Below are 26,447 nucleotides of genomic sequence, written 5' to 3'. Positions count from 1 at the left end.
GAGATAAGGTTACCTACAATATTTGATATCGAGTTTTTGATATGAAGGTTTCTCCGGCCTTGAGTTCTGGGCTAGGAAATGCCGATTCATTTGGACTATTGGGGTAAAATTGCGATTCCACACAAAATGCATGGTAGGGACCATAAGTCACGTCGCCTTTCCCCTTGGGTTTGTCGCCAACAAAATTGCCAGTATAGACTTGAACGCCTGGCATCGTAGTATGAACTAAAAGCTTTCTTCCATGTTTTGCATCTGATGCAATAGCCGCAAGCTGTAAGGTTTGTTGCTTAGGATCAAAATTTTCAATACACCAATTATGATCCAGACCATTGGCGGCAGTGATTTGTGGGTCGGTATGATGAATAAGTTCCTCTAGTTTGCTAGCATCGTTAAGATCAAACGCAGTACCTTCGACCTCACGAATTTCACCTGTAGGGATCCCCTGAGAATTTGCAGGCGTATAATGACGCGAAACGACTTGTAGGCTCTGTTCAAAAACCTCTCCGCTATCGTGTCCAGCCAAATTAAAGTAGCTATGCTGAGTGGGATTGAACACAGTATCTGCATCAGATTCAGCTTCATAGGTTATGGTCAATCCGTTGTCCTGATCCAGTGCGAAGGTTACGTCTACCCGCAGTGTGCCAGGAAATCCTTGATCGCCATCTTGACTGATAATGCGCAGTCGCAAGGACATTTGCTGTTCATCATCGTCAATATGTGTAACGCGCCAAAGACGGTTGTGAAAGCCATCTTTGCCACCGTGCAAACAGTGGCCTTGCAAGTTGGTGTTCACCTGAAAGGGAACACCACCTAAACTAAATTGGCCTTTTTCGATTCTGTTAGCGTAACGACCAACGGTTCGGCCGATATAACCTTGATCAGCCAAGTAATCCTCGACAGTATCAAAACCCAGCACTATATCTGTCTGATTCTCATCATTGATTGTCCAACTACGAATAATGGCTCCGAGCGTCAAAATCTCTACCGAAATACCATTTTTGTTGGTCATGATGAAACTTTCGACTATTTGACCGTCTGGCATAGTGCCAAATTGTGTGCGCTCTATCATGGTGTTAATACACTCTTGTTTATCAACGAAAACTCAAGCTGTCTAACCTGAGGCGAAGCGATTCGAATTTTGGGTAGTTTAATGTCGTTTAAACCCCAAAGTACACTGCACGGCATTTTGCCAACCCGATAGCAATTTCTCGCGCCGCTGTTGAGACATATCGGCGTCAAATTCACTATCGATTAGGTTTTTATTGGCTAAAGCTTGGGTAGACTCATACAAACCTAACTGCAATCCAGCAAGGTAAGCGGCGCCTAACGCAGTGGTTTCCATTATCTTAGGGCGCTGCACTGTGATATTTAAAACGTCAGTCAAAAATTGGCAGACCCAATTGTTTGCTACCATTCCTCCGTCAACTTTCAACACCGTGGGCTTAACGCCATCTTCAGACATCGCTTTTAGTAGATCTGAGGTTTGAAATGCAACGGATTCCAGCGCCGCTCGGGAAAGGTGAGCATTAGTTGTGCCTCGAGTAAGTCCAAATATCGCTCCACGGGCTTCAGGATCCCAGTAAGGAGCCCCCATTCCTGCAAATGCAGGGACTAAATATACGCCGTGATCGTAATCTAAACTGGTTGCTAAGGGTTCGGTCTGCAACGCATTTTCAATGACTCTAATGCCATCTCTGAGCCATTGAACAGCAGCACCAGCGATGAAAATCGACCCTTCAAGCGCATAGTGAACTTGGCCATTTAGCTTATAGGCCACTGTCGTCAGTAATTGGTTTTTCGACTCAAATGCTTTGTCACCGGTGTTCAACAATACAAAACAGCCGGTGCCATAGGTACTTTTTATACTACCCGGCTCAAAACAGCATTGGCCAAAAGAAGCAGCCTGTTGATCACCGGCAACACCACAGATGGGCACAGATTTGCCTAATAATGATGGGAGTGCCACCCCAAAGTCATCAGCACATTCTTTGACTTCAGGTAGTACAGATGCTGGTACATTGAATAAATCCAACAGGTCTTCATCCCATTGCTGGGTGTGAATGTTAAATAAGCTAGTGCGACTGGCATTGGTGATGTCTGTTGCATGCACTTTACCGCCAGTCAGACGCCAAATTAAGAAGCTATCAACGGTGCCAAACGCCAGCTCTCCATTTTCAGCCTTTTCTCTGGCACCCATGACATTTTCCAATATCCATGCAACCTTTGATGCCGAAAAATAGGGATCCAATAACAATCCGGTTTTTTCTCTGACACTATCTAGATGCCCTTTTTCTTTCAATTCTCTGCACTTTGGCGCAGTACGGCGGTCTTGCCATACAATCGCGTTGTAGACAGGCTTGCCTGTCTTGCGATCCCAAACTAATGTCGTTTCACGCTGATTAGTGACACCGATGCCGACAACCGCTGCGCCTTTATCTGCGGCATCTTGCATTGCTTGTTGGCAGACACTCAAAGTGGATTGCCAGATGTCTTCGGGATCATGTTCGACCCAGCCGTCGTTCGGATAGTGCTGAGTAAACTCTTGCTGGGCCACAGCGATGATTTCTGATCCTGGTCCAAACACAATTGCACGACTAGACGTTGTGCCCTGATCAATTGCCAGAATGCAGTTATCCAAATTAGCCATACTTTCCTCTTAATTCGATGGATGATTGATTGGTTAATGTCTGTCCCGCGTTTAACGCTTAAAGTCCCAACATCTGACTATAGACGCTAGTAAGCAGCACATAGCCAGCGTAGAGGACCTACTTTTTACTCTCTTGTTCAATTTGTTGATTTAACAACATTTTTGCCTCACCAAGCAGGGTGCGCATTTCATTTTCTGCTCCTTCAGGATCCGCATTTAAGATAAAATCTAAAATACGTTGGTGATCGTCTACACTTGCTCGTTCAACACCTTTTCGCCGGTTGGTAATACGAATACTAAATCGCAGAGCGACTTCAATGGTATGGCGCATATTCCAGAAAAATCGATTGCCACTGGCTTCGAGAATGCCCACATGGAAGGCGATGTCTGAGTCTAAGTGGTCATCTTCTCCTTTCGCAGCGGCTTTCATTCGGTCTATCGCATGGATAAGAGTTTTTCTGTTTTCGGCTGTTAAATTCGACGCGGCCAAGCCAGCTGCAGCAGGTTCAATGGCCAGGCGCATATCGGCAAATTCAGAAATAATGGGTAAAGAGCCTTTACGGTCCAACAGCCAATTGAGAATTTCTGGATCGGATAAATTCCATTGGGATTCTGGTAAAACAATGGTTCCTCGGCGCGGTCTGGCGTCTAACATACCTTTGGCAGTCAACATCTTTACTGCTTCACGTAAAACCGTTCGACTGGCGTCAAACTCCTCACACAATTCAGCTTCAGCTTTTAGCGGCTGGCCTTGTGGGTACTCTCCCAAAGCAATAGATTTGCCAAGAGATTGCACTATGTGTCGTGTAAAATTTCCGCTGAACATTCTTCCAGCCATGTGATTTCCTACTTTAATTTAATTCGACAATATTACCTGTCGATACTTTTTTAATTTTGGGTACAAATCGATTCAACTATACCCTTAACATTGGTTTTCAGAACAAAAACACTGCCCTGATCAGAAGTGTTGCCCGGTTCGTTTTCTAATCCATCCCAAGCACTGGTAACAATAATGTGTTGCAGGTCAGGGCCACCAAAAGCAATGCATGTGGGTTGCTTACAAGGTAACTCAAACTCAAATACTTTTTCGCCAAGTGGGGTATAACGTTTGATCTTGTGTGAACCCCATTGAGCACTCCATAGATGATCTTCGTTATCTATACAGGCTCCGTCCGGATAAGCTCCCTTATCAGTCTTAACAAACTTTCGCCAATGGGATATCTGGCCATTTTCTGCATTGTAATCAGCCACTTTGATGGTACGCGTGGGTGAATCGGCGTGGTAAATTTGTCGACCATTTTGACTCCAGCACAAGCCATTACTGATCTCTATTCCATCCAAACGCTTAATCGCTTGACCATTCGCTAAACAATATAGAGATCCTAATTCCCCTGATTCGGATTGGCGCATTGACCCTGCCCAAAATCGTCCTTGTCTGTCTACTCGACCATCATTCAATCGATTGTTATGGAGAGACGATTCAACTTCGCAGACGTTCTCTATCTTGCCGGTCAAGGGCTCAAAAAAAGCAAAACCAAAGTCGAAAGCAGCAATGAATTTGTTTGCCACTGGCGTTAAGCCGAATGAGCACAACCTGTGGGGCGTGTCGAACACTTGAGGCTTGCCGTTGAATGCCCACCTAAACATTTTATTGGTGAGGATATCTGTCCACCAAAAACACTGTTGAGATGAATCCCAAATCACCCCTTCACCTAATCTGTTTTGCACATTTAAAACGGTTTCAAGACTACAATTTAGCATGTTGCCCAATCTTATTCGAGGTTAAAAATGTGCTTAACAAATGACACTTTTCCTGCCACTGATGTTGGCTATCCGTTGGATTAAAAAGTTGGCTACCTATTCCAACGCCAGTGCATCCTGCCGCCAACCATCCGTTTAAATTATTGAGGTCTACTTGACCTACTGCAAACAAATGTATGTCTGATGGAAGAACTGTCTTTATTGCTTTGACGAAATCTCGTCCTAATGTATTGGCTGGAAAAACTTTTAAAAGTTTGGCACCACTTTCAATCGCAATATACGCTTCACTCGGCGTTGCAATACCTGGAATAGGGACAAGGTGATTCTTATGTGCCTGAGATATAACGCGGCTGTCAGTATTGGGCGAAACAATGAACTGGCCGCCAGCTTGTCTTACGTTATCAACTTGCTCTGCGTTGACGACTGTCCCTGCCCCAAAAACCAGTTCGTTAGCAAAGTGCTCGGCAATGGTTTGAATACTTTGCAAGGCAAACGGAGAATTCAATGGCACTTCAACGGCTCTGACACCGGCAATAACTAACGACTCACACACTTGGTATATATTCTCAGGCGTTACACCGCGCAATATCGCGATGACTTTTTGATCACAAAGAATGTCAGCTACGTTCATCGAGTTGCTTCCAGCGTTCTGAGGTGAGTGCTTGAAGTCCACATGTTGTTGCCCATTCACTCGTGTAATGTTCGGTTCTGATGTTGAGTTTATTTAAGGCAACTTCGTAAAGAGAGTTAATTTTCGAAGAGCCAATAAGCACAACATTAGAAAACAAATGAAAATCTTGCATTGCGGCTTTTACATCTGCACCGATTAACAGCCCCGACAAAAAACAGGATGCCTGAGTATTGCTTTGATTATTCAAGACTTGCTTAGCGCGCGTAGCAAAAAGTGTATGAATGATATTACTGGTTTTGCTTAATCCGATATCAAGCCCTTCGGAAAAGCCTTTTTGATCCCAACTGTCGTCGTCAATTGGGTTGAGCAACACGGAATGGTTACTCAGCACCTCAAACAATTCTCCTACAGGACTAGTGATAAAAGAGCTGATACTGTCATGTTCAAGCAGGGCCCATTTGGTATGAGTGCCTGGCAAGCAAACAAGTTGTTCTGCTGGATGATTTGGCTGTTGAGACAAAAAGCCGAATATTTGTGTTTCTTCACCGCGCATAACATCGGGTAACTTGTGGCGGTTCTGACACGACAACCCGGGGAAGATTGTAAAAGGGACGCCTCTGGCGTCAAAACTCATGGCCGAGGCAAGGAGTTGATGCTGATCAGTAGGGCATGACACATAAGGCACCAACTTCCAACCAATATTTGAGCCAACAGTACCAATCAAAAACACCGGTACCCTGCCAAATTCCTCAAGCCAGTCACTGCATAAATTAAAAAAGCTTTGCTCTAAATCGAGATCTTTTTTACTTCCAGGCCCCGCTTTTCGGTCTACAACAGTTAACTGTTCATCAATGAATTGACACAGGTAAAGACGGCATACACTGGTACCCCAATCGCCTAAAATCATCATTTGAGGTGAGCTATTGTTCATGTGCGCCCCGCATCAATGATGAATTGTTGACCAGTGATCATTTCACTGTCATCGGCGGCTAAAAATAATGCCATATTGGCGACCTGAATGGGCTCCAAGCGTCCTCGTAACGCCACAGATTTTTGCCATTCTCTCTCGGCTTCAGGGGTTAGCCACAAGTCTTGTTGCTTTTCGGTTACTACCCATCCGGGAAGAATTGTATTGACGCGGATATTGTATTCACCATATTGATTCGCTAAAGATTTACTAAGGCCATTGAGTGCCGATTTTGCAGCCACATAACCTGGCATTTGCTTTGGGCCGATTAACACATTGATTGAACTAAGGTTTATAATGTTTCCTGCTCGTTGTTCACGCATGAACGGAATAGCCGCCTGACAAGCAAAAAAGGTTGCGTCCAGATTTACCGCAAGGCAATCACGCCAGCCTTGTACATCAATTTCAAGTGGAGAATGCCGGTGGTCATTTGCCACATTGTTAATCAGTACATCGAGGGCGCCGTGTTTTCTGGCACAGTTTTCAATACTCATCTTTAAAGATTCGATATCTGTCACATCAAGTGTTTCAAACGAGACTTCATATTGCGGATGAGCATTGAGCCTGTCAGCCAGGGCCTCACCACTTTTTTGGTTGGTATCCACAAAAGTGACTGTTGCACCCTGTTCTGCAAATTGCTCAACCATCACCGCACCAATGCCTGTAGCACCGCCTGTGATGTAAATTGATTTGCTTTTTAGGCTAGGGTAAGTTGCAAAATGATTCATATCTCTCAGTGTTCGATAAGCTGGTGTTGGTTGAAATGATCACTTAACCACTAACCACCCTGCTTCCCCATGCTAACGTTTGTAAAGGGATACAGTTCAATTTCTGGCGAACAATTACCAACATTAATATGTACTATCATATTATTAAAAAACATTATCTACCAAACACTTTTTAACATCATTTTTACTTTTTTTAGTTGCCTATTTTAACTGTATGTAAAACCAGTCTTTTTCTCTTTTTTCATAATAATCAGCCGTTTCGGTGCAGGCCTTAATTTTTCTAGCTTTGCTGGCATTCAAATAGAACGTTTTTATCCTTGACAATGGGACGACGGGAAACCTAAACTCTATTTTGTGGGTAATTGTGGCAGAAAGTGGATCAAAGTGATCTAAATGTGTCGCAAACTGGTGCTAAATCAGAAAATAACAAAAGCAAAACAATTAAAAAGGCTAGGGGATATGTTCCGCGGCGCTAACGCAATCAATCTAGATGTAAAAGGCAGGGTGGCGATACCAACACGGTACCGTCAGCTGTTGCTGGATGATTGTCAGGGACAACTAGTTTGCACAATCGATACACAGCAAAGCTGTCTGCTACTTTACCCACTTCCCGAATGGGAAGAAATCGAACTTAAACTCAGCAAGCTTTCCAGCATGATACCCCATGAGCGACGTCTACAAAGGCTTTTGCTCGGTTATGCAATGGAAGGCGACATGGACAAAAACGGTCGCTTTTTATTATCCGCTCCTTTGCGTCAACATGCCAATCTTGATAAAGAAATTATGTTAGTTGGTCAATTGAACAAATTTGAAATTTGGGATGCGAAAACCTGGCAAGAACAAGTTCATTTGGATATTGAGACCGAAAAATCAGGACAAATTGAACTTACTGAGCGCCTGCAGGATTTCTCTTTGTGATGAGCAATGCAGCACTGGAGCAGTCTCAAACTCTGCACAAATCAGTCTTGTTGGATGAATCCATCGACGCTTTGGCTATTCAACCTGATGGGATCTATATCGATGCGACTTTCGGTCGTGGCGGCCATTCTGCGCACATTCTTGATAAGTTAGGTCAAAACGGCAAGCTAATAGCGTTGGACAGAGATCCACAAGCCATTGAGGCAGCGCAACGCTTTTCCTCTGATCCACGTTTTCAAATCGAACACACCGCGTTTTCGCATATTGACGAAGTCGCACAGAAGTACGGTTTAGCTGGCAAAGTAAACGGTGTCCTTATGGATTTGGGAGTCTCATCTCCGCAGTTAGATGATGCCCAGCGGGGGTTTAGTTTCATGCGCGAAGGTCCATTGGATATGCGTATGGACACCACTAAAGGCATCAGTGCAGCACAATGGCTGCAAACCGCTGATCAAGACGACATCAGTCAGGTGATTAAAGAATATGGTGAAGAAAAATTTGGCAAACGCATTGCTCATGCCATTGTTACCACGCGCGAAGAAAGTCCACTAACGACGACCTTACAACTTGCCAAACTGATTGATGAGGCGGTGCCGGTCAAAGATAAATACAAACATCCAGCCACCCGCGCATTCCAAGGGATTCGTATTTACATTAATAGTGAGCTGGATGAAGTACGCACTGGGCTAAAAGGTGCGCTTTCATGTTTAGCTTCTGGAGGTCGTTTAGCGGTCATTAGTTTTCATTCATTGGAGGACAGATTAGTTAAGCGCTTTATGCGTGAGCAAAGCCGTGGCATGCAGGTTCCGGCGCGCATGGCTATCACTCAGGCTGAGATAGATGCGACGCGAGCGATGAAGTTAGTTGGTAAGGCGATTAAACCGAGTTCGTTGGAGACATCCGACAATCCGCGAGCCCGAAGTTCGGTGCTAAGGGTGGCGGAGAAATTATGACCCAGATAAAGACCAATTTTAATTTGGTCGCCATAATCCTCTCCGAACTAGCCCGTCATCCGATACGGGTTTTGTTGTTTTTAATGGTATTGATAAGTGCCTTTGCGGTGATCCTAAGTGCTCATCACAATAGGCAGATGTCAATCACCTTGGAAGCTCTGATGCAGGAGCAAGATCAGCTGGATATCGAATGGCGTCATCTGATCTTAGAACAGGGGGCACTGACAGATCACAACCGTATCGAAGTGGCTATGAAGAAGCAGCTTAATATGCATCGTCCGTCTCCGGAAGAAGAAGTGGTGGTGCGCTTAAAATGACGGCCAGGAATAAACAAGCGAAACAAAAAATTGCACCCAGCTTAATGCAATGGCGATTTGTTGTTGTCGTGGTGGCGATTCTTATGGTGTTTGGTGTTCTGACTGTCAGAGCTGCGTATATTCAAGTGATCAACCCTGATCAACTAATTGAAGAGGGTGACAATCGAACATTGCGAGTGCTCAATTCCGAAGTCTATCGCGGCCTAATAACCGATAGAAACGGAGAGCAACTAGCCGTTAGCGTGCCAGCCAAAGCGGTTTGGGCCCACCCTCCAACTATCAACAACCCTGACAAAAATGCGTTGCACGATGTTCGCCGATGGGAAGCTTTGGCGAAAGTGCTTGGCCGCGATGTCGATCAATTAATTAAAAAAGCTACAGACGAAAATAGAAAGTTTGTGTATTTGCAACGCCAGGTTTCACCGGCTATGGCCACTTTCGTTAAAAACTTGAAAATCCCTGGCGTTCACCTGGTAGATGAGTCCCGTCGCTTTTATCCTGCTGGTGAGGTCTCTGCTCACTTGATTGGATTTACCAATGTCGACGATGAAGGTATCGAGGGAATTGAAAAACTTTATGACAAGTGGCTTTCAGGTACGCCGGACTCTCGCACTATTCGCCGCGACGCCAAAGGACGTCAGGTTGAAGTTCTCGATGAAGCAAAAGGCAAAGAGCCACAAGACATCCAGTTGACAATCGATCAGCGGATTCAAGCATTGGCATTTCGTGAGCTAAAATCAGCCGTACACTATTATCGCGCGACATCGGGCTCGGCTGTTGTCGTTGATGTTAACACCGGAGAGGTGTTGGCAATGGTTAACAGTCCTTCGTTCAATCCCAATAATCGCAAAGGTGTATCAGCCAGGTTGATACGTAACCGTGCCATTACTGATACCTTTGAACCTGGCTCGTCGGTAAAACCTTTAGCAGTGCTCAGTGCCCTTGAATTCGGCTCAGCGAAAGCGGCGACGGTGTTGGACACTTCGCCTGGATGGAGACGACTGGGTGGCAGTATCGTTCGAGATTCAAAAAATTACGGCAAGTTGGATCTGACTGGCATTATTCAAAAATCGAGCAATGTTGGAACCTCCAAATTAGCCTTGTCTGTGCCAAAAGAGTTTTTCTTAGACATGTATTACAACATGGGGCTAATGAGCGATACCGGCACCAATCTTATTGGTGAAACTCAAGGGTTGTTTAATGAGCAGCGCCGTTGGTCAGACTTTGAATTGTCTACATTATCGTTTGGCTATGGCCTGACAGTGACGACGATGCAATTGGCCAGAATGTATGCCATTTTGGGTAACGGCGGTGTCAAACAGCCACTAAACATTATCATGTCAGATGAGCAAAAAGAGACGGAACGCGTGCTTAGCGAAGTACATGCTACGCAAGTACTAGAAATGATGGAAAGTGTTTTAGACGAAGGTGGGTCTGGCACAAAAGCACAGGTGCCTGGTTACCGAGTCGCCGGAAAAACCGGCACTTCGCGTAAAGCGGTAAAAGGTGGCTATGGAGAGCAGTATGTGAACATTTTTGCAGGTGTTGCACCGGTTTCAGATCCTCAGCTCGCTGTGGTTGTATTGATCAATGAACCTAAGGGCGACTTGTACTACGGCGGTGATACAGCAGCTCCGGTATTTGGGCAAATCATGTCAACTTCGTTGCAGTTGCTAAACGTTGCCCCTGACGCGCGGGATGTATCATCCATCGCTAAAAATGGGGGGCAATAAGATGTCTTCTTTGTTACCTCCAAGAAACATCAAAGCAACCTTGCAGCAGTTTGCTATCGAGGCACCAGACGTCGATGTCAATGAATTGGTCTTAGACAGCAGAGAAGTTGGCTTTCACAGCGTTTTTGTCGCAGTGAAAGGTCACAATCTCGACGGCAGAAACTTCATTCCCCAGGCCATCAGTCTTGGTGCTCGCATGGTCTTGCAGGAAGTAGATGGCGCCAAGGAACATGGCAACCTGCAAATGCGCGAACAAACCGTCATCATTAGTTTTTATCAATTGGCCGCTAAGCTCTCTCACGTGGCAGCAACCTTTTACGGCATGCCGGCAGAAAAACTCGATGTGATTGCGGTGACAGGCACCAATGGTAAGACTTCTACGGTACAACTCATCAGTCAGCTACGTTATCTGTTAGGTGACGCTGCCGCTTCGATTGGCACTTTGGGTGCAGGCATGTACACCAACCGGATTGAAGATTTAGAAAAGACCCTCAATACCACACCTGATGCTTGCCAAATGCAACGGTTGTTGGCTGAGTTTGTCGCCCAAGACGCTAAACAAGTTGCCCTTGAGGCCTCTTCTCACGCCTTAGTGCAAAGCAGAATAGAAGGGTTAAAAACCGATGTCGCTGTATTCACAAATCTTACGCGAGATCATCTAGATTATCATGGCACGATGGAAGAGTACGCCCGCGCTAAACGGCTATTGCTCACGCAACCTGGACTTAAGCAAGTCATTGTCAACCTGGATGATATCGAAGCAAAAAATTGGATTCAGGCCGCCTCAGATGCGCAAAACATCACCATATTGTCGACTCAACTTTCGTCTAAAGAATTAGACCCACAATGGCAATATTGCCTTGCTGAGAACGTCGCATTTCACGGCAATGGGCTGAGCTTTATGTTGCGGTCTAGTTGGGGAAATGCACAGATTGATTGTGCCTTGTTAGGTAACTTTAACGTGTCGAACCTGCTGGCCGCTCTGGCAAGCTTACTGGTATTAGGCCATCCGTTGGATGCCCTTGCCATTGCTTGTCACAACGTGAAGCCCGTTGCTGGACGCATGGAGCTTTTTGCCACATTAGACAGAGGCAACATCATTGTAGATTATGCCCATACTCCAGATGCTTTAGAGCAGGCGTTGGTGTCGGCGAGAATGCATTGCAGCGGCACGCTATACAGCGTATTTGGATGTGGTGGTGATCGAGATAAAGGTAAACGCCCAATGATGGGCAAAATTGCCCAGCAAAACAGCGATAAAGTCTTTGTGACAACCGATAACAGCCGTTCTGAAGCCCCTCGTTCTATTGTCGCGGACATTTTACAAGATATGCAAAACGCTGATGGCGTTGTTGTTGAATTGGATAGAAAAAACGCTATCAAACGGGCAATTGTTCAAAGCAGCCCTGGCGACCTGGTGTTGGTTGCGGGGAAAGGTCATGAAACTACACAAATCATCGGCGAACACAGTTTGCCATATGACGAGCGTGAGTACGTCAAAAAGCTAAGTTTGGAGAAATTATAATGATAACAGTGTCCCTTGATTGGATAGCACAACACGTCTCTGGAAATTTAGTCGGAAAAAATCAAGATATTACCGGCGTGAGCACTGACACCCGAACACTTGGCAAGGGTGATCTATTTATCGCCCTTGTTGGTCCCAACTTTGACGGTCACAAGTTCATTGATATCGCAACAAAATCTGGAGCTGCGGCGTTGATCGTTTCGCAACCCGTGGAAACTGAATTGCCTTATATTTTGGTCGAAGATACCAGAATGGCGTTAGGTGCTTTAGGTGCCGCTGTAAAATCAAAAGTTAATCCAAAAACAGTAGGTATTACCGGGAGTAGCGGAAAAACTACGGTGAAAGAAATGGTTGCCGCCATTTTGTCACGCATCGGCAATGTTTTGGCAACCAAAGGAAATTTCAATAATGATATTGGTGTACCCCTTACTCTGTTAAGGCTAGAAGAGAAGCATGATTTTGCGGTCATCGAAATGGGCGCTAATCACCTTGGTGAGATCGCTTATACAACAAGCTTAGTAAAGCCAGATGTGGCGACTATCGTCAATGCCGCCGCCGCGCACCTAGAAGGATTTGGCAGCCTGCTGGGTGTTGCCAGAGCAAAAAGCGAAATCTTTAAAGGCCTAAACGAAGAGGGCACAGCTGTTATCAATGCTGACAGTCAATTCTATCAGTTTTGGTCTGGCAAGCTGAAGTACTCCAAAACAGTTTGCTTTTCGACGGAATCCGAAACCGAATTTCATGCCAAAGATATCACCTTAGGTTTGGATGGTTGTGCGCAATTTTTACTGTGCACACCAAAAGGAAATGTGCATCTGACATTGGCGCTACCTGGCGAACATAACGTGAGTAATTCACTGGTGGCCGCCGCGTTAGCGATGAATGTTGGCGCTAGCCTTGAAGATATCAAATTCGGATTGCAAAACATGCAACAGGTCAGTGGTCGTTTGCAGGTTAAACAGTTAACCAATCAAGTGAAAATTCTAGATGATACTTACAACGCCAATGTAGCGTCGGTTAACGCTGCGGTTGATCTGCTGAGCAGTTTTAGTGGCTATCGTCTGTTAATACTGGGCGACATGGGAGAATTGGGTGAAAAGGCTCGCTACTACCATGAGCTAGTTGGCGAACACGCTAAATCGAAGGGAATTGATAATTTGTTAACGTTGGGCGTGCTGAGCCAGTCAGCAAGTGATGCTTTTGGTGGCAAACACTTCAGTGACATGAATAACTTAGTGGCATACGTGAATGATCGCCTGGCTCGTGAACAACGTGACATCACTATTCTTGTAAAAGGTTCTCGTAGCGCGCGAATGGAAAAAGTGGTGAAAGCCCTTGAGGAATCACCCGTGGGAAAGTTTGAACGCCACCGGGAGCGCATTGCATGTTAATTTGGCTGGCCGAGTGGCTGCAACAATTTGATGCAGGGTTTAATGTATTTTCGTACCTAACCCTGCGAGCGATCCTTAGCACGTTGACAGCCTTATTGATGGCGGTATTAATTGGACCGGCAATGATCCGCTGGTTGCAGCGCTTGCAGATTGGCCAAACCGTTAGAGATGACGGGCCGCAAAGTCACCTGTCCAAATCTGGAACGCCGACTATGGGTGGGTTGTTGATACTAGCGGCAATTTTGACCAGTGCTTTGCTGTGGGCAGACCTGAGTAATCGCTATGTTTGGGTGGTGTTGTCTGTCGTTGTAGGGTATGGCGCAATCGGTTTTATTGATGACTACCGTAAAGTGATTAGGAAGGATCCCAAAGGCTTAATCGCTAAATGGAAATATTTTTGGCAGTCGGTTATCGCTATTGGTGTTGCGGTATATCTTTATGCTTACCGTCAGGACCCCGCAGAAACCGCATTACTCGTGCCCTTTTTCAAAGAGGTCATGCCGCAACTCGGACTTTTCTTTATGGTTGTGGTCTATTTTACGGTAGTAGGCACCAGCAACGCGGTTAATCTTACAGATGGCTTAGATGGCCTGGCAATTGTACCCACTATTCTAGTTGCTGGTGCATTGGCGATTTTTGCCTATGCCACCGGTAACATTAACTTCTCAGCATACTTGAATATTCCTTACATTCCGCTAACCAGTGAACTTGTCATCGTGAGCACCGCCATCGTTGGTGCTGGGTTAGGATTTTTGTGGTTTAACACCTATCCGGCGCAAGTCTTTATGGGCGATGTAGGCTCATTGGCACTTGGCGGAACACTCGGCATTATGGCGGTTTTAGTGCGCCAGGAAATTGTATTGATCATTATGGGGGGAGTGTTCGTCATTGAAACTCTGTCTGTGATCCTGCAGGTTGGCTCATACAAACTGCGAGGCCAGCGAATTTTTAGAATGGCGCCTATTCATCATCATTATGAATTAAAAGGTTGGCCAGAGCCCCGTGTCATAGTGCGATTTTGGATCATTTCACTGATCCTGGTGCTGATTGGTCTTGCGACCCTGAAATTGAGGTAGACAAATTTATGCATTCGTTGGACGTTAAAAATCAACATGTGGTCGTCGTCGGTCTTGGACTGACCGGTCGCTCATGTGTGCGATTTTTACAACAACAGGGTGCAATTGTCTCCGTTATGGATAGCAACCCTAATGCCTCCATTCCCGCGAACACTCGAGGTATTGTTGGGAGATTGGACGCAGAGGTGCTAAGTCGGGCTAACATGATTGTTTTAAGCCCTGGAGTAAATCCAAACGTCAACGAGATTCAACAGGCTAAAAAGTGTGGTGTTGACGTGATAGGCGACGTTGAGCTATTTGCTCGGGTCAATACGATTCCTGTGATTGCAATTACTGGCTCAAACGGCAAGTCAACGGTCACCAGCTTAGTTACCGATATGCTTAACAGTGCCGGTAAAAACGCTGTGATGGGCGGTAATATCGGCACACCTGTATTGGATTTAGTGGATATAGAAGCGGATTTTCTGGTTTTAGAGCTATCCAGCTTTCAATTGGAAACGTTGTCGTCTCTCGCGCCAGTATGTGCGACGATTTTGAACATCAGTGAAGACCACTTGGACCGGCATCTTAAATTGGACGCCTATGTACAAGCAAAAAGCAGAATTTACTTAAATGCTAAACATAAAATTGCCAACAGAGATGACAAATTAACTTGGCCAGAAGTGTTTGATGAAGAACAAAGTTTTGGATTAAGTACAACGCAAAAAGGCTGGCAATATGACCTTAACATGGATGCAATATTGCACCGTGGAGAACGTTTTATCGAACAGCATGCGTGCGGTATTAAGGGTCTTCACAACATGCTTAATATTCAGGCTGCATTGGCGTGTGTTGAACATTTGCAACTCGATACCGCAGCTTTGCGAGACGCGATTCATGCCTTTAAAGGGTTAGCACATCGATTTGAATTCGTTGGTCAGCCAAAAAATGTGACTTGGATAAACGATTCTAAAGCTACAAATGTTGGCGCTACCATTGCGGCAATCGAAAGCCTGGTTGATAAAAAGTCGGGCAAATTAGTTTTAATCGCTGGCGGCGATGGAAAAAATGCAGATTTTTCCGAGTTGCAGCCCTTGTTGCTGTCGGCCGTCGACTTGCTGATTACTTTAGGCAAAGATGGAAGGCAAATTGCTGCGTTGAAACCTGGCAGCGTGGAAGTCAGTGATTTAAAAGAAGCGGTAAAGCTTGCTTATTCGCTGGCTCAATCTGGTGACACTGTGCTCTTGTCACCCGCTTGCGCAAGTATCGATATGTTTGACAACTATCAGCAACGTGGCGACACCTTCAAACAAGCTTTGTTGGAGATCGCATCATGAGTAACGTTGTGAAAACTGACAAGCAAAATAACCACAACAAAGATTCTACATTGCGAAGAATGTTCGCCCAGCGCTTTGACGGTGACAGCGCGGCCAATCTTCCTTTTGATGTGAATCTCATTTTGCTAAGTCTGGCGTTGATGGCTATCGGATTAGTAATAGTGACATCTGCATCAATGCCGGTTGCCGAGCAAATGAAAGGCGCACCTTTTTATTTCGCGATTCGCCACAGTATTTATTTATGCCTGGCTGTGGTAGCTGCGTTTATTGTCATGCAAATTCCGATGCAGTGGTGGCGAAAAAGCAATCCGTGGTTATTGCTCAGTGCAGTAGTTCTACTTATTTTGGTGTTGTTTATCGGTAAAACCGTAAATGGCAGCCGCCGTTGGTTGTCGCTGGGCCCCATCACCATTCAAGTTGCTGAAATCGCCAAACTGTTTTTCTTCTGCTACTTGGCTGGCTATTTAGTCCGTCGATACGAAGAAGTCACTGAAAACCTAAAAGGCTTTATTAAGCCCTTGATCGTGTTTTTTGTCTTGGCGCTGCTGCTCCTGATGCAACCAGATTTAGGTACTGTTGTCGTAATGTTTGCTACGACCATTGGTTTACTCTTTTTAGCCGGTGCAAAACTTTGGCAATTTTTTGGTTTGGTGATCACCGGATTGGCGGCTATTACAGCCTTGATTTTGTTAGAAGGTTATCGAATTGCGCGTATGACTTCATTTTGGGATCCCTGGGCCGACCCCTTCGGCAAAGGGTATCAATTAACCCAGTCATTGATGGCCTTTGGCCGCGGAGATTGGTTTGGTCAGGGGTTAGGCAATAGTTTGCAAAAACTAGAATATTTACCTGAAGCACATACCGACTTTATCGTGGCAATATTAGCGGAAGAATTTGGTTTTGTTGGTGTTGCAGTAGTCCTGGCAATTCTATTTTTCTTGGTTTTTAAAGCGCTTCAATTGGGTAATAAAGCCATTGCCAATGAACGTCCTTTTGATGCCTATCTCGCCTATGCAATTGGTATTTGGTTTAGCTTCCAAACCGCGGTTAATGTCGGTGCCAGTGCAGGAATTTTGCCAACTAAAGGACTGACACTGCCACTAGTGAGTTACGGTGGTTCGAGTTTGATTGTGATGTCCGTTGCGGTGGCCATCTTGTTGCGAATTGATTTTGAAATCCGTGTTGATGGTGTACAAGCCATGAGCAAAGGCTCGAAGAAAAAGCCAGCGAACAAAAAAGCTAAATCGAAAGTGAAAAAGCTGATTGACGATATACAAACCCAAAAAAGTAGAGACGAAAAGAGCAGCGACCCTCTTGGTCAAAGCGAGGTCAGCTATGGGTAAAACGATTTTGATTATGGCCGGTGGTACAGGCGGGCACGTTTTTCCAGGCATTGCCGTGGCGAATGAATTGAAACGTCGCAATTGGAATATCCATTGGTTAGGTACGTCAGCAAGAATGGAAGCTGAAATTGTGCCCAAAGCCGGGTTTGATATCAGCTTTGTAGATGTCGCAGGTGTGCGTGGAAATGGTTTGCTGCGCAAATTAAAAGCACCATTTCAATTGCTAAGAGCTGTTGCTCAAGCCAACGCAGTAATCAAAAAGATCCAACCTGATGTTGTGTTAGGAATGGGGGGATTTGCTAGTGGTCCTGGTGGCATCGCTGCGTGGTTACGAGGGATCCCATTGGCGGTCCATGAGCAAAACGCATTACCTGGAGTCACTAACAAAGTGCTGGCTAAAGTGGCGTCTAAAGTGCTTATGGGCTTTGATCACGCCTTTGGTAAAAATACCGATACGCATAAATATCTTTGGGTAGGTAATCCGGTAAGACCTGAATTTGCGGATCAGTCGGTATCTACTCTGCAAAGAAACACACGGCATATTTTAATTGTTGGTGGGTCATTAGGGGCAAAAGTGCTTAATGAATATGTGCCTTCTGCACTCGCTAAACTTGACGCGTTTTCTGTGTGGCATCAGACAGGTAAAGGTAATCAAGAAGAAGTTAAACAATCGTACCAACAGCAAATTGGTGAGCACGTTGATTGCAAAGTGACTGAGTTTATTGACGATATGGCCGCAGCGTATCGATGGGCAGATGTCATCATCTGTCGCGCAGGTGCGTTGACTGTTGCTGAAGTGGCGATGAGCGGTGTTGCTGCGATTTTTGTTCCATTACCTCATGCAGTTGACGACCACCAAACCGTTAACGCCCGAGCACTGTGTGATGAAGGTGCAGGGATTTTGATGCCACAGAATAAATTAGAACAAGGTGACTTATATCCGGTACTTAATGAATTGCTTGCTGAGCCTAAAAAAATTGGTGAAATCGGCGAGCGTGCGAAGAGTTTGGCTAAACCCGAAGCCACGCAAACCGTTGCCGATATCTGTGAAGACCTGGGAGGAATGGCTGCATGACACGTCCAGATAAAGTGAATTATCACATTCCTGAAATGCGCAGGATAAAGCAAATACATTTCATTGGTATAGGTGGCGCAGGTATGGGTGGGATCGCCGAAGTCTTACTTAATGAAGGCTACCAAATTTCCGGGTCCGACCAACAAAACAATGCCATGACGCAGCGTCTCGAAGCAAAGGGTGCGCTGATTTACATTGGTCATCAAGCCAGCAATATTGTTAATGCGAACGTCGTCGTGGTGTCGAGTGCTATCGATCACAGTAATCCTGAGATTATTGCCGCTAAAGAGGCCAGAATTCCGGTTATTCGTCGGGCCGAAATGCTAGCTGAGCTTATGCGCTTTAGGCATGGTATCGCGGTTGCTGGCACTCACGGTAAAACGACTACCACCAGTTTATTAGCGACTATTTTTGCGCAAGGTGAATTGGATCCCACCTTTGTTATTGGTGGATTGCTAAACAGTGCAGGGACTAACGCCAAATTGGGCAGTAGCAGATATTTAATTGCTGAAGCCGATGAAAGCGATGCATCTTTTGTGCACCTGCAGCCTATGGTCTCGATTGTCACCAACATTGAACCGGATCATATGGACACCTATGACGGTGATTTTGCACGCATGCAAGATACCTACTTAGATTTTTTACACAATCTTCCGTTCTATGGCTTAGCCGTGGTTTGTATTGACGATCCGGTGATCCAAGAACTTGTGCCGCGTATCGGCAGGAAGATTGTGACTTATGGTCTAAGTGAACAAGCGGATGTGCGAGCCATAGATATTGAATTTGGATTTAATCAAAGCCAGTTCACCGCTTTACGTGAAGGCAAACCTGAACTGCACATCAGCCTCAATATTGCCGGAAAACACAATGTACTTAACGCCCTTGCTGCTATTGCTGTTGCAACCGACGAGGGAGTAGAAGATCAGGCGATAGTTGACGCGTTAGCAGCCTTTGGTGGCATTGGCCGAAGGTTTGAGCAATTAGGTGAGTTCGACACCGGTGAAGGTGTCGTCACCTTAGTTGACGATTATGGTCATCATCCAACCGAAGTTGAAGCAACTATCGCGGTGGCTAGGAATAACTGGCCGGAAAATCGCATTGTGATGGCTTATCAACCTCACCGCTTTACCCGAACCCGTGATCTTTACGAGGATTTTGTCCGTGTATTATCGCAAGTCGACGTATTGCTATTACTAGAAGTCTACAGCGCTGGTGAAGCGCCTATCGAAGGCGCAGACAGCAAATCGTTGTGCCGCTCCATCAGACAACGTGGCCAACTTGAACCCATATATGTGGCAAGCAAAGAAGAATTGCCCAAACTCCTCGCGGAAACACTCAAAGATGACGACATTTTGATGACCCAAGGCGCGGGAAACATAGGCCAAATAGCCAAATATCTTCAGTCCATTGAATTAGAAAAAAGTAAACTGAGCGAGGGGATGCCTGCATGAATGTAGTTTTCCATGTGGATGTAAAACAATACGGTAAGGTCGCCGTACTTTTGGGCGGCATTTCCGCCGAACGAGAGGTTTCGCTTCGCTCCGGAAATGCAGTGTTGAATGCGTTACAAAACGCTGGTGTCGACGCCCATGGTTTTGATCCAGCAGAGCACCCCATTACAGATTTAATTAACCAAGACTTTGACCGTGCAGTCATCATGCTGCATGGGCGAGGTGGTGAAGACGGCAGCATGCAAGGGGCGTTGCAATTATTGAATTTACCTTTTACGGGTAGTGGTGTTTTAGGGTCTGCATTGGCAATGGATAAGGTCAGAACGAAGCAAATTTGGCAAACGCGAGGATTGCCCACTGCAAAATATCAAATTGCTGAGAAAAGAAGCTTTGATGCGGGATCATGCAAGGTTATAATGGCAACCTTGGGGGACATCGTCATGGTCAAACCGGCGCAGGAAGGTTCAAGCATCGGCATGGCGAAAGTGACAAGCGCTGCACAATTAGAAACGGCCATACAAGACGCCTTTAAATATGACAATACAGTCTTGTTAGAGCAGTTCATACAAGGTCCAGAATACACAGTGACGATTCTGAATGGCGAAGCTTTGCCATCTATTCGTATGTCAACTCCCCACAACTTTTATGATTATGATGCTAAATATCACTCAAATAGTACTGAGTACTTTTGCCCGAGTGGCCTAAATGCGCAAGATGAAGCACAGTTGGGGCGCCTCGCGATAGACGCGTTCGATGCCGTGGGCGCAACAGGTTGGGGGCGAGTGGACTTTATGCGAGACGAACAAGGACAGTTCTATTTACTCGAAGCCAATACGGTACCGGGTATGACGGAAAAAAGTTTGGTGCCAATGGCAGCCAAGCAAGCCGGAATGAGTTTTGAGCAACTGTCACTGGCCATTTTAGCGACGGCGGATGCGTAGCAATGGAACAGCAGGCGCCCAGCAAAAACATATTATCGACCTATCAAATGGGTGGGTTGGTGTTTTTGATATTGGTGATCCTGAGTTTGTTTTATGCAGGCTGGTGGTTAGATAACTGGTTAGAGGATGCGCAAAAAGCACCCGTTAAAAAGGTACTGGTAAGTGGCAACAAGGTGCATGTGTCACAAGAATCGATTGAACAATCGGTAAAAGCTCGTCACAAGGAGAGCTTTTTTAAGATTGATGTGGACAGCGTGCACCAACAAATTGAAGCCATGCCGTGGGTGTATCGTGCGTCGGTTAGAAAGCGTTGGCCGAATACCTTGAACATCCATGTGGTTGAAGAGATAGCCAGTGCCAGATGGAACAATGATTCGTTATTGAATCAATATGGCCAAGCATTTGATGCACGACTTGAAGATGCAGCCTTGCCCAGCTTATTCGGTCCGGGTGGCAGTGAAAAAACTGCATTGCAAGGCTATCGTGCGATGCAGACATTGCTAAATAGTGAAAATTTGACGATTGAAGAGCTGTATTTAAGTGAACGATTTGCCTGGAATATACGGCTTAAAAATGGCGTGAAGCTAAATCTGGGCCGCTCAGAGTTTGTCGATAGATTGCAACGATTTGTTGATGTCTATCCATTGTTGAAACAACAAGATAAACAAATTGAATATGTAGATTTACGCTATGACACCGGCTTAGCAGTAGGTTGGAAACAGTTAACTGAACAAGAGCAAGAGAGTTAATTAACGTGAGAAGAGAACTGAATGTCTAAGGTAGCAGAACGTAACCTGATTGTTGGCTTAGATCTAGGCACCAGCAAAGTAAAAGCTGTCGTAGCAGAAGTGCTAGACGATGGCGATATTAGTGTTGTTGGTGTTGGCACACACTCATCAAAGGGCATGGACAAAGGCGGAGTAAATGATCTCAACCTATTGGTTCAGTCAGTGCAACGTGCTGTAGGCGAAATGGAACTCATGGCTGATTGCCGAGTGTCGTCTGTCTTTATGTCGATTTCTGGTAGACATGTTAAATGCCAAAATGAGAGTGGCATGGTGCCGATCAATAACCAGGAAGTGACGGCAGACGATGTAGACAATGTGGTTCATGCAGCGCGTTCGGTTCCTATTGCGCTGGAACGTAGGCTCTTACATGTGCTGCCTCAGGAATACACCATTGATGTGCAAGAGGGGATCAAAAACCCTGTTGGTATGTCAGGCGTACGAATGGAAGCCAAGGCGCATATCATCACTTGTGCGGACGATATGGCCAAAAATTTGGTGAAATGTATTGAACGTTGTGAACTTAACGCCGATCAGATGATCTTTTCAGCATTGGCGTCAAGTTATGCTGTCTTAACCGAAGATGAAAAAGAACTCGGTGTATGTGTCGTCGACATCGGTGGTGGCACTATCGACATGGTGATTTATTCCGACGGAGCGATTCGCCATACGGCGGTAATTCCTGTTGCGGGAAATCAAATTACTAGCGACATAGCCAAAATATTTAGAACACCAATTAACCATGCTGAAGATATCAAGATCAACTATGCATGTGCATTACGCGACATGGTTAGCATGGAAGAACAAATACAAGTGCCAAGTGTGGGCGGTAGACCGGCTCGTGTCATGTCCAGACACACATTGGCTGAGGTAATAGAACCTCGTTATCAAGAATTGTTTGAATTGATCCTAGAAGAGATCAAAAGCAGCGGGCTCGAAGAGCAAATTGCTGCAGGAATCGTACTCACTGGCGGCTCTGCCAAAATGGAAGGTGCCGTGGAATTTGCTGAAGAGCTATTCCAAATGCCAGTGCGAGTCGGTGCTCCAATTGGAGTGAAAGGTTTATCTGAATACGTCGATGACGCTACGTTTGCAACCGTTGTGGGTTTATTGCAATACGGTAAAGAGTCATTGCAGTCCAAGTCCGCACAAAAAGCGAATAATGCAGAAGGACTTTGGCATCGTATTCAGAGTTGGTTTAAGGGGGAGTTCTGAGCATGGAGATGTCTCAGAACCTTAAAAAATTGAATGTGGAATCGCTAAATCCACATTTTATCGCGCAAAAATCGGAGAATAATAATGTTTGAATTAATGGATAGTCACAGCGAAGAAGCTGTCATCAAAGTTATTGGTGTTGGTGGCGGTGGTGGAAACGCCATCGAACACATGGTGTCGCAAAGTATCGAAGGTGTGGAGTTTATTGCTGTCAATACCGATGCTCAGGTACTACGTAGCTCATCAGCAAACCTGACATTACAAATTGGTTCAGGGGTAACCAAAGGTCTGGGTGCAGGTGCCAATCCTAATATTGGTCGTCAGGCTGCCGAAGAGGATCGAGAAACGATCAGACAAAGTCTGGAAGGCGCTGACATGGTATTTATTACCGCAGGAATGGGTGGTGGAACCGGTACAGGGGCCGCGCCAGAAGTGGCAAAAGTTGCCAAAGAGTTGGGTATCTTAACGGTTGCTGTTGTGACTAAACCTTTTCCTTTTGAAGGCAGAAAACGCACAGAATTTGCTGACCAAGGTATCGAAGAATTGTCAAAATACGTCGATTCACTGATCACCATACCGAACGAAAAGTTACTGAAAGTTATGGGACGTGGAACTCCATTACTGCAAGCGTTCAGCGCAGCGAACGATGTCCTTCGCGGTGCCGTTCAGGGAATTGCTGAATTGATCACTCGTCCAGGATTGATCAACGTTGACTTCGCCGACGTAAAAACGGTGATGTCTGAAATGGGCACAGCCATGATGGGAAGCGGTTCAGCGTCAGGTGAAGATCGTGCTGAAGAAGCCTCTGAAGCGGCGATCGCTTGTCCGTTACTCGAAGATATCGATTTATCTGGTGCGCGCGGTATTTTGGTCAATATTACTGCTGGACCAGATTTCGCTATCGACGAATTTGAAACTGTCGGTAACGCTGTTAAAGCCTTTGCGTCTGAAAACGCTACTGTGGTCGTGGGTACAGTTATTGATATGGAAATGACTGACGAATTGCGCGTGACCGTAGTTGCAACGGGAATTGGTGCAGAGCGCAAACCAGACATTTCATTGGTCAGCAGCCAAGGTTCTCGTGTTTCAGCTGAAGCCAAGAATTTCAAATTGCAACCAGAAGCCGGCGATCGAGTGGGTAATGCAGCGACTGATATGAACAAAGCGGTCGCAATGGAAGAAAAAGAAGAACTCAATTGTGAGTACTTGGATATTCCGGCGTTTTTGCGAAAGCAAGCTGACTAATTCGATATAGATTGAATTTCCAGGCTAAGCTGCTGTCTTAGGATGTTGAAGCCGGAAAATTTTGGGAGTGGAATAGCGGTTGTATCGCTGAATTGTTTGTAGGCACTAACTCGGTAGCGACGATGTTATTTGCCGGTTTGACGTAATCGTCAATTTTGCAAACATTGGGCCATGTTACAGTTTTTTGACATTGGACCAGTTAGTCAGTATACTATGCGCCGTTTTTTCGCTAGAGCGATTAGAATAGGCATACTGTTAAATGATTAAGCAACGCACAATAAAACATGCTGTGCAAGAAACAGGGATTGGTCTGCACAAAGGTGAAAAGGTCACCATGACTCTCCGGCCTGCGCCGGCGAATACAGGTATTGTATTTCGCCGCATAGACCTTGAGCCTCACGTGGATATCCCTGCTAAAGCAAATGCTGTTGGCGACACAGTGTTATGCACGTGCTTAAGTAATGAAGACGGCGTGTCTATTTTCACTGTTGAACATTTGGCCTCAGCGCTAGCGGGTCTGGGCATTGACAACATTATTGTTGAAGTAGACAGCAACGAACTACCAATTATGGATGGCAGCGCGAGTCCATTCATTTTCTTGTTGCAATCTGCCGGTATTGAAGAGCTGAATGCGGCCAAAAAATTTATTCGAATTACTAAACCCATCCGCGTTGAAGAAGGCGACAAATGGGCTGAGTTTCACCCGTACGATGGCTTTCGTGTTGACTTTAAAATTGATTTTGAACACCCGGTTATCAGTCAAACACGCCAACATGTTGTGATGGACTTTGACGCCACCTCTTATGTAGATAAGGTTAGTCGCGCAAGAACCTTTGGTTTCATGCGAGACCTTGAATACATGAATGCGAATAATCTGGCATTAGGTGGCAGCATGTCAAACGCCGTTGCACTTGATGAGTATCGTGTTTTGAACCCGGAAGGGCTTCGTTATGACGACGAATTCCTTAAGCATAAGATTTTGGATGCCGTGGGCGATTTGTATCTAGGCGGTCATAGTATCGTCGGCGAGTTGCGTGCCTACAAATCTGGTCACGGGCTGAATAACAAATTACTAAATGCTATGTTGCAAGACCAAAGCTGCTGGGAGTACGTAAGCTACGAATCTCAGGATGAAGTCCCAATTCATTTCGCTTCGCCGGTACTTGCTAACTAAATTATGATTTTCTAAATGCCGCTTTGTGCGGCATTTTTGTTTATCCATCAAATACCTTGATAACCTTATGTTTTACAAGGTATTGTTATACTGCTGATTTGAAGAACAAATTTGCATTAAGGATTTTCGGTTCCAAGGTCGATAGAATTGTATGAAAAACAATCAATCGGGTTGCAGCAGGATACCTAAATTTACTACCCAATTGACAGCAATCTGTTTAGAATGCTGGCCGGTTCGAGATTGAGAGAAAATGATTTAATGAGTTTAACACTGCATTACAAAGGCAAATCCACAGAATTCTCCTACAAGATAGGCAAGCGTCGCTTAGTTGTTGGGTGTGTATTTGTGTTTGGATTGTTATCCCTGTCCAGCCGCACAGCACATCAGGTTGATGAGACAAAAGCCAGAATTGAATTTGCTAAAAATGGTTTTGTTACGCAGCAAAAAGAAATCGACCAACTCAAATCTGCTACCCAGGAACAGCTATCTGGGATCATGTTGAAGTTGGCGGATGTTGAAGGCCAGATTCATCGTATCAATGCATTAGGCAGCAAACTTGTTGACCAAGCCGGCTTGAAGCAAGACGAATTTAGTTTTAATGATATCCCTGCCACTGGCGGCCCGCTGATGGACGCAGTGATAAAAATTGAAGGTGAGCACGAGATGCTTAACCGAATTGAATCATTGCAACATACACTGGCTTCAAAAACCCAAGAACTTTCAGCCCTTGAATCTATCATGCTCAATCACCATATCAACGATCAAGTGGAGTTAATTGGTCGTCCTATTAAGTCTGGTTGGTTGTCATCTTATTATGGCATGCGTAAGGACCCCTTTAGCGGAATGCCAGCGATGCACAAAGGTGTCGATTTTGCTGGTGATGAAGGTGAGCCTGTAGTAGCGACTGGCGCTGGATTGGTCACTTGGTCAGGTGAACGATATGGCTATGGAAATCTCGTCGAGATCGATCACGGTAACGGATTGATCACTCGCTATGGTCATAACAAAGCGCTAAGTGTTAAGATTGGGGATGTCGTTACCCGTGGTCAAGAAATTGCGTTGATGGGCAGTACTGGACGTTCAACTGGTGCACATGTGCATTACGAAGTATTGCGCAATGGCAAGCAACAAGACCCTCTACCGTTTGTTTACCGACGATAATCGTCGCGTGAATCAGTATTAGACAATCGGCTCCATTTGGAGCCGATTGTGTTATTTTCGCTACTTTGCAATGAAGCAAGTAGTTTTAATTTGA

24 protein-coding genes are annotated in these 26,447 nt (G+C 45.4%); 17 read left to right on the top strand and 7 right to left on the bottom strand.

Features of this window, described 5'->3' with window-relative positions; genetic code table 11:
* Positions 1-13: 13 nt before the first annotated feature.
* From FM019_RS08890 to FM019_RS08860, 7 genes are all read right to left on the bottom strand, one after another.
* A complete protein-coding gene (locus FM019_RS08890; RefSeq protein WP_143835563.1) occupies positions 14-1,069 on the bottom strand; it encodes an aldose epimerase family protein in 1,056 nt (351 codons plus the stop codon).
* A 78-nt stretch (positions 1,070-1,147) separates the two neighbouring features.
* Positions 1,148-2,647 carry a glycerol kinase GlpK gene (gene glpK / locus FM019_RS08885; protein WP_143835562.1) on the bottom strand — a complete coding sequence of 500 codons (1,500 nt, stop codon included), beginning with the start codon at positions 2,645-2,647 and terminating at the stop codon, positions 1,148-1,150.
* A gap of 118 nt (positions 2,648-2,765) precedes the next feature.
* A complete protein-coding gene (locus FM019_RS08880; protein ID WP_260681576.1) occupies positions 2,766-3,485 on the bottom strand; it encodes a FadR/GntR family transcriptional regulator in 720 nt (239 codons plus the stop codon).
* A gap of 50 nt (positions 3,486-3,535) precedes the next feature.
* Positions 3,536-4,408 (bottom strand): SMP-30/gluconolactonase/LRE family protein, encoded by an 873-nt coding sequence (locus FM019_RS08875; RefSeq protein WP_143835561.1) that lies wholly within the window; start codon positions 4,406-4,408, stop codon positions 3,536-3,538.
* Positions 4,395-5,039 carry a bifunctional 4-hydroxy-2-oxoglutarate aldolase/2-dehydro-3-deoxy-phosphogluconate aldolase gene (locus FM019_RS08870; protein ID WP_143835560.1) on the bottom strand — a complete coding sequence of 215 codons (645 nt, stop codon included), beginning with the start codon at positions 5,037-5,039 and terminating at the stop codon, positions 4,395-4,397. Before FM019_RS08870 ends, FM019_RS08875 begins: the two co-directional genes overlap by 14 nt.
* Positions 5,026-5,970, bottom strand: a complete 945-nt coding sequence (locus FM019_RS08865; RefSeq protein WP_260681575.1) for a 2-dehydro-3-deoxygalactonokinase — start codon at positions 5,968-5,970, stop codon at positions 5,026-5,028. The genes FM019_RS08870 and FM019_RS08865 overlap by 14 nt, the downstream gene beginning before the upstream one ends.
* Positions 5,967-6,734, bottom strand: a complete 768-nt coding sequence (locus FM019_RS08860; protein WP_143835559.1) for an SDR family NAD(P)-dependent oxidoreductase — start codon at positions 6,732-6,734, stop codon at positions 5,967-5,969. Before FM019_RS08860 ends, FM019_RS08865 begins: the two co-directional genes overlap by 4 nt.
* A gap of 459 nt (positions 6,735-7,193) precedes the next feature.
* On the opposite strand from FM019_RS08860, the gene mraZ reads away from it, so the two are divergent.
* The 17 genes from mraZ to FM019_RS08775 all read left to right on the top strand — a co-directional run bounded on the left by mraZ (position 7,194) and on the right by FM019_RS08775 (position 26,353).
* Positions 7,194-7,652 (top strand): division/cell wall cluster transcriptional repressor MraZ, encoded by a 459-nt coding sequence (gene mraZ / locus FM019_RS08855; protein WP_143835799.1) that lies wholly within the window; start codon positions 7,194-7,196, stop codon positions 7,650-7,652.
* On the top strand, positions 7,652-8,605 hold the full coding sequence (gene rsmH, locus FM019_RS08850) for a 16S rRNA (cytosine(1402)-N(4))-methyltransferase RsmH (protein WP_143835798.1): 954 nt from the start codon (positions 7,652-7,654) through the stop codon (positions 8,603-8,605). The genes mraZ and rsmH overlap by 1 nt, the downstream gene beginning before the upstream one ends.
* Positions 8,602-8,922: a cell division protein FtsL gene (gene ftsL, locus FM019_RS08845; protein WP_143835558.1), complete on the top strand. Its 321-nt coding sequence runs from the start codon at positions 8,602-8,604 to the stop codon at positions 8,920-8,922. Before rsmH ends, ftsL begins: the two co-directional genes overlap by 4 nt.
* Positions 8,919-10,655 carry a penicillin-binding transpeptidase domain-containing protein gene (locus FM019_RS08840; protein ID WP_143835557.1) on the top strand — a complete coding sequence of 579 codons (1,737 nt, stop codon included), beginning with the start codon at positions 8,919-8,921 and terminating at the stop codon, positions 10,653-10,655. Before ftsL ends, FM019_RS08840 begins: the two co-directional genes overlap by 4 nt.
* A gap of 1 nt (position 10,656) precedes the next feature.
* The gene (murE, locus tag FM019_RS08835) at positions 10,657-12,180 is read left to right on the top strand and encodes a UDP-N-acetylmuramoyl-L-alanyl-D-glutamate--2,6-diaminopimelate ligase (protein WP_143835556.1); all 1,524 of its coding nucleotides are present in this window, start codon (positions 10,657-10,659) and stop codon (positions 12,178-12,180) included.
* Positions 12,180-13,571, top strand: coding sequence for a UDP-N-acetylmuramoyl-tripeptide--D-alanyl-D-alanine ligase (murF, locus tag FM019_RS08830; RefSeq protein ID WP_143835555.1), 1,392 nt, complete (start codon positions 12,180-12,182; stop codon positions 13,569-13,571). The genes murE and murF overlap by 1 nt, the downstream gene beginning before the upstream one ends.
* Entirely contained in the window at positions 13,565-14,647 is a 1,083-nt protein-coding gene (gene mraY / locus FM019_RS08825; RefSeq protein WP_143835554.1) for a phospho-N-acetylmuramoyl-pentapeptide-transferase, read from the top strand. Before murF ends, mraY begins: the two co-directional genes overlap by 7 nt.
* Positions 14,590-15,963, top strand: a complete 1,374-nt coding sequence (gene murD / locus FM019_RS08820) for a UDP-N-acetylmuramoyl-L-alanine--D-glutamate ligase (protein WP_260681574.1) — start codon at positions 14,590-14,592, stop codon at positions 15,961-15,963. The genes mraY and murD overlap by 58 nt, the downstream gene beginning before the upstream one ends.
* The gene (gene ftsW, locus FM019_RS08815; protein ID WP_143835553.1) at positions 15,960-17,306 is read left to right on the top strand and encodes a cell division protein FtsW; all 1,347 of its coding nucleotides are present in this window, start codon (positions 15,960-15,962) and stop codon (positions 17,304-17,306) included. Before murD ends, ftsW begins: the two co-directional genes overlap by 4 nt.
* The gene (murG, locus tag FM019_RS08810; RefSeq protein WP_143835552.1) at positions 17,299-18,381 is read left to right on the top strand and encodes an undecaprenyldiphospho-muramoylpentapeptide beta-N-acetylglucosaminyltransferase; all 1,083 of its coding nucleotides are present in this window, start codon (positions 17,299-17,301) and stop codon (positions 18,379-18,381) included. The genes ftsW and murG overlap by 8 nt, the downstream gene beginning before the upstream one ends.
* Positions 18,378-19,832, top strand: a complete 1,455-nt coding sequence (murC, locus tag FM019_RS08805) for a UDP-N-acetylmuramate--L-alanine ligase (RefSeq protein ID WP_143835551.1) — start codon at positions 18,378-18,380, stop codon at positions 19,830-19,832. Before murG ends, murC begins: the two co-directional genes overlap by 4 nt.
* Positions 19,829-20,773, top strand: a complete 945-nt coding sequence (locus FM019_RS08800; RefSeq protein WP_143835550.1) for a D-alanine--D-alanine ligase — start codon at positions 19,829-19,831, stop codon at positions 20,771-20,773. The genes murC and FM019_RS08800 overlap by 4 nt, the downstream gene beginning before the upstream one ends.
* A gap of 2 nt (positions 20,774-20,775) precedes the next feature.
* The gene (locus tag FM019_RS08795) at positions 20,776-21,522 is read left to right on the top strand and encodes a cell division protein FtsQ/DivIB (protein WP_143835549.1); all 747 of its coding nucleotides are present in this window, start codon (positions 20,776-20,778) and stop codon (positions 21,520-21,522) included.
* 21 nt (positions 21,523-21,543) lie between these two features.
* Positions 21,544-22,773 carry a cell division protein FtsA gene (gene ftsA / locus FM019_RS08790; RefSeq protein ID WP_143835548.1) on the top strand — a complete coding sequence of 410 codons (1,230 nt, stop codon included), beginning with the start codon at positions 21,544-21,546 and terminating at the stop codon, positions 22,771-22,773.
* A gap of 84 nt (positions 22,774-22,857) precedes the next feature.
* The gene (gene ftsZ / locus FM019_RS08785) at positions 22,858-24,018 is read left to right on the top strand and encodes a cell division protein FtsZ (protein ID WP_143835547.1); all 1,161 of its coding nucleotides are present in this window, start codon (positions 22,858-22,860) and stop codon (positions 24,016-24,018) included.
* A gap of 259 nt (positions 24,019-24,277) precedes the next feature.
* Positions 24,278-25,192 carry a UDP-3-O-acyl-N-acetylglucosamine deacetylase gene (lpxC, locus tag FM019_RS08780; RefSeq protein WP_143835546.1) on the top strand — a complete coding sequence of 305 codons (915 nt, stop codon included), beginning with the start codon at positions 24,278-24,280 and terminating at the stop codon, positions 25,190-25,192.
* A 258-nt stretch (positions 25,193-25,450) separates the two neighbouring features.
* Positions 25,451-26,353 carry a M23 family metallopeptidase gene (locus FM019_RS08775; protein WP_143835545.1) on the top strand — a complete coding sequence of 301 codons (903 nt, stop codon included), beginning with the start codon at positions 25,451-25,453 and terminating at the stop codon, positions 26,351-26,353.
* Positions 26,354-26,447 lie beyond the last annotated feature (94 nt).

The organism is Aliiglaciecola sp. M165, assembly GCF_007197995.1.
Taxonomy (GTDB): domain Bacteria; phylum Pseudomonadota; class Gammaproteobacteria; order Enterobacterales; family Alteromonadaceae; genus Aliiglaciecola.
The sequence above is the reverse complement of the archived record's forward strand: the minus strand, read 5'-3'. Positions and strand labels throughout refer to the sequence as shown.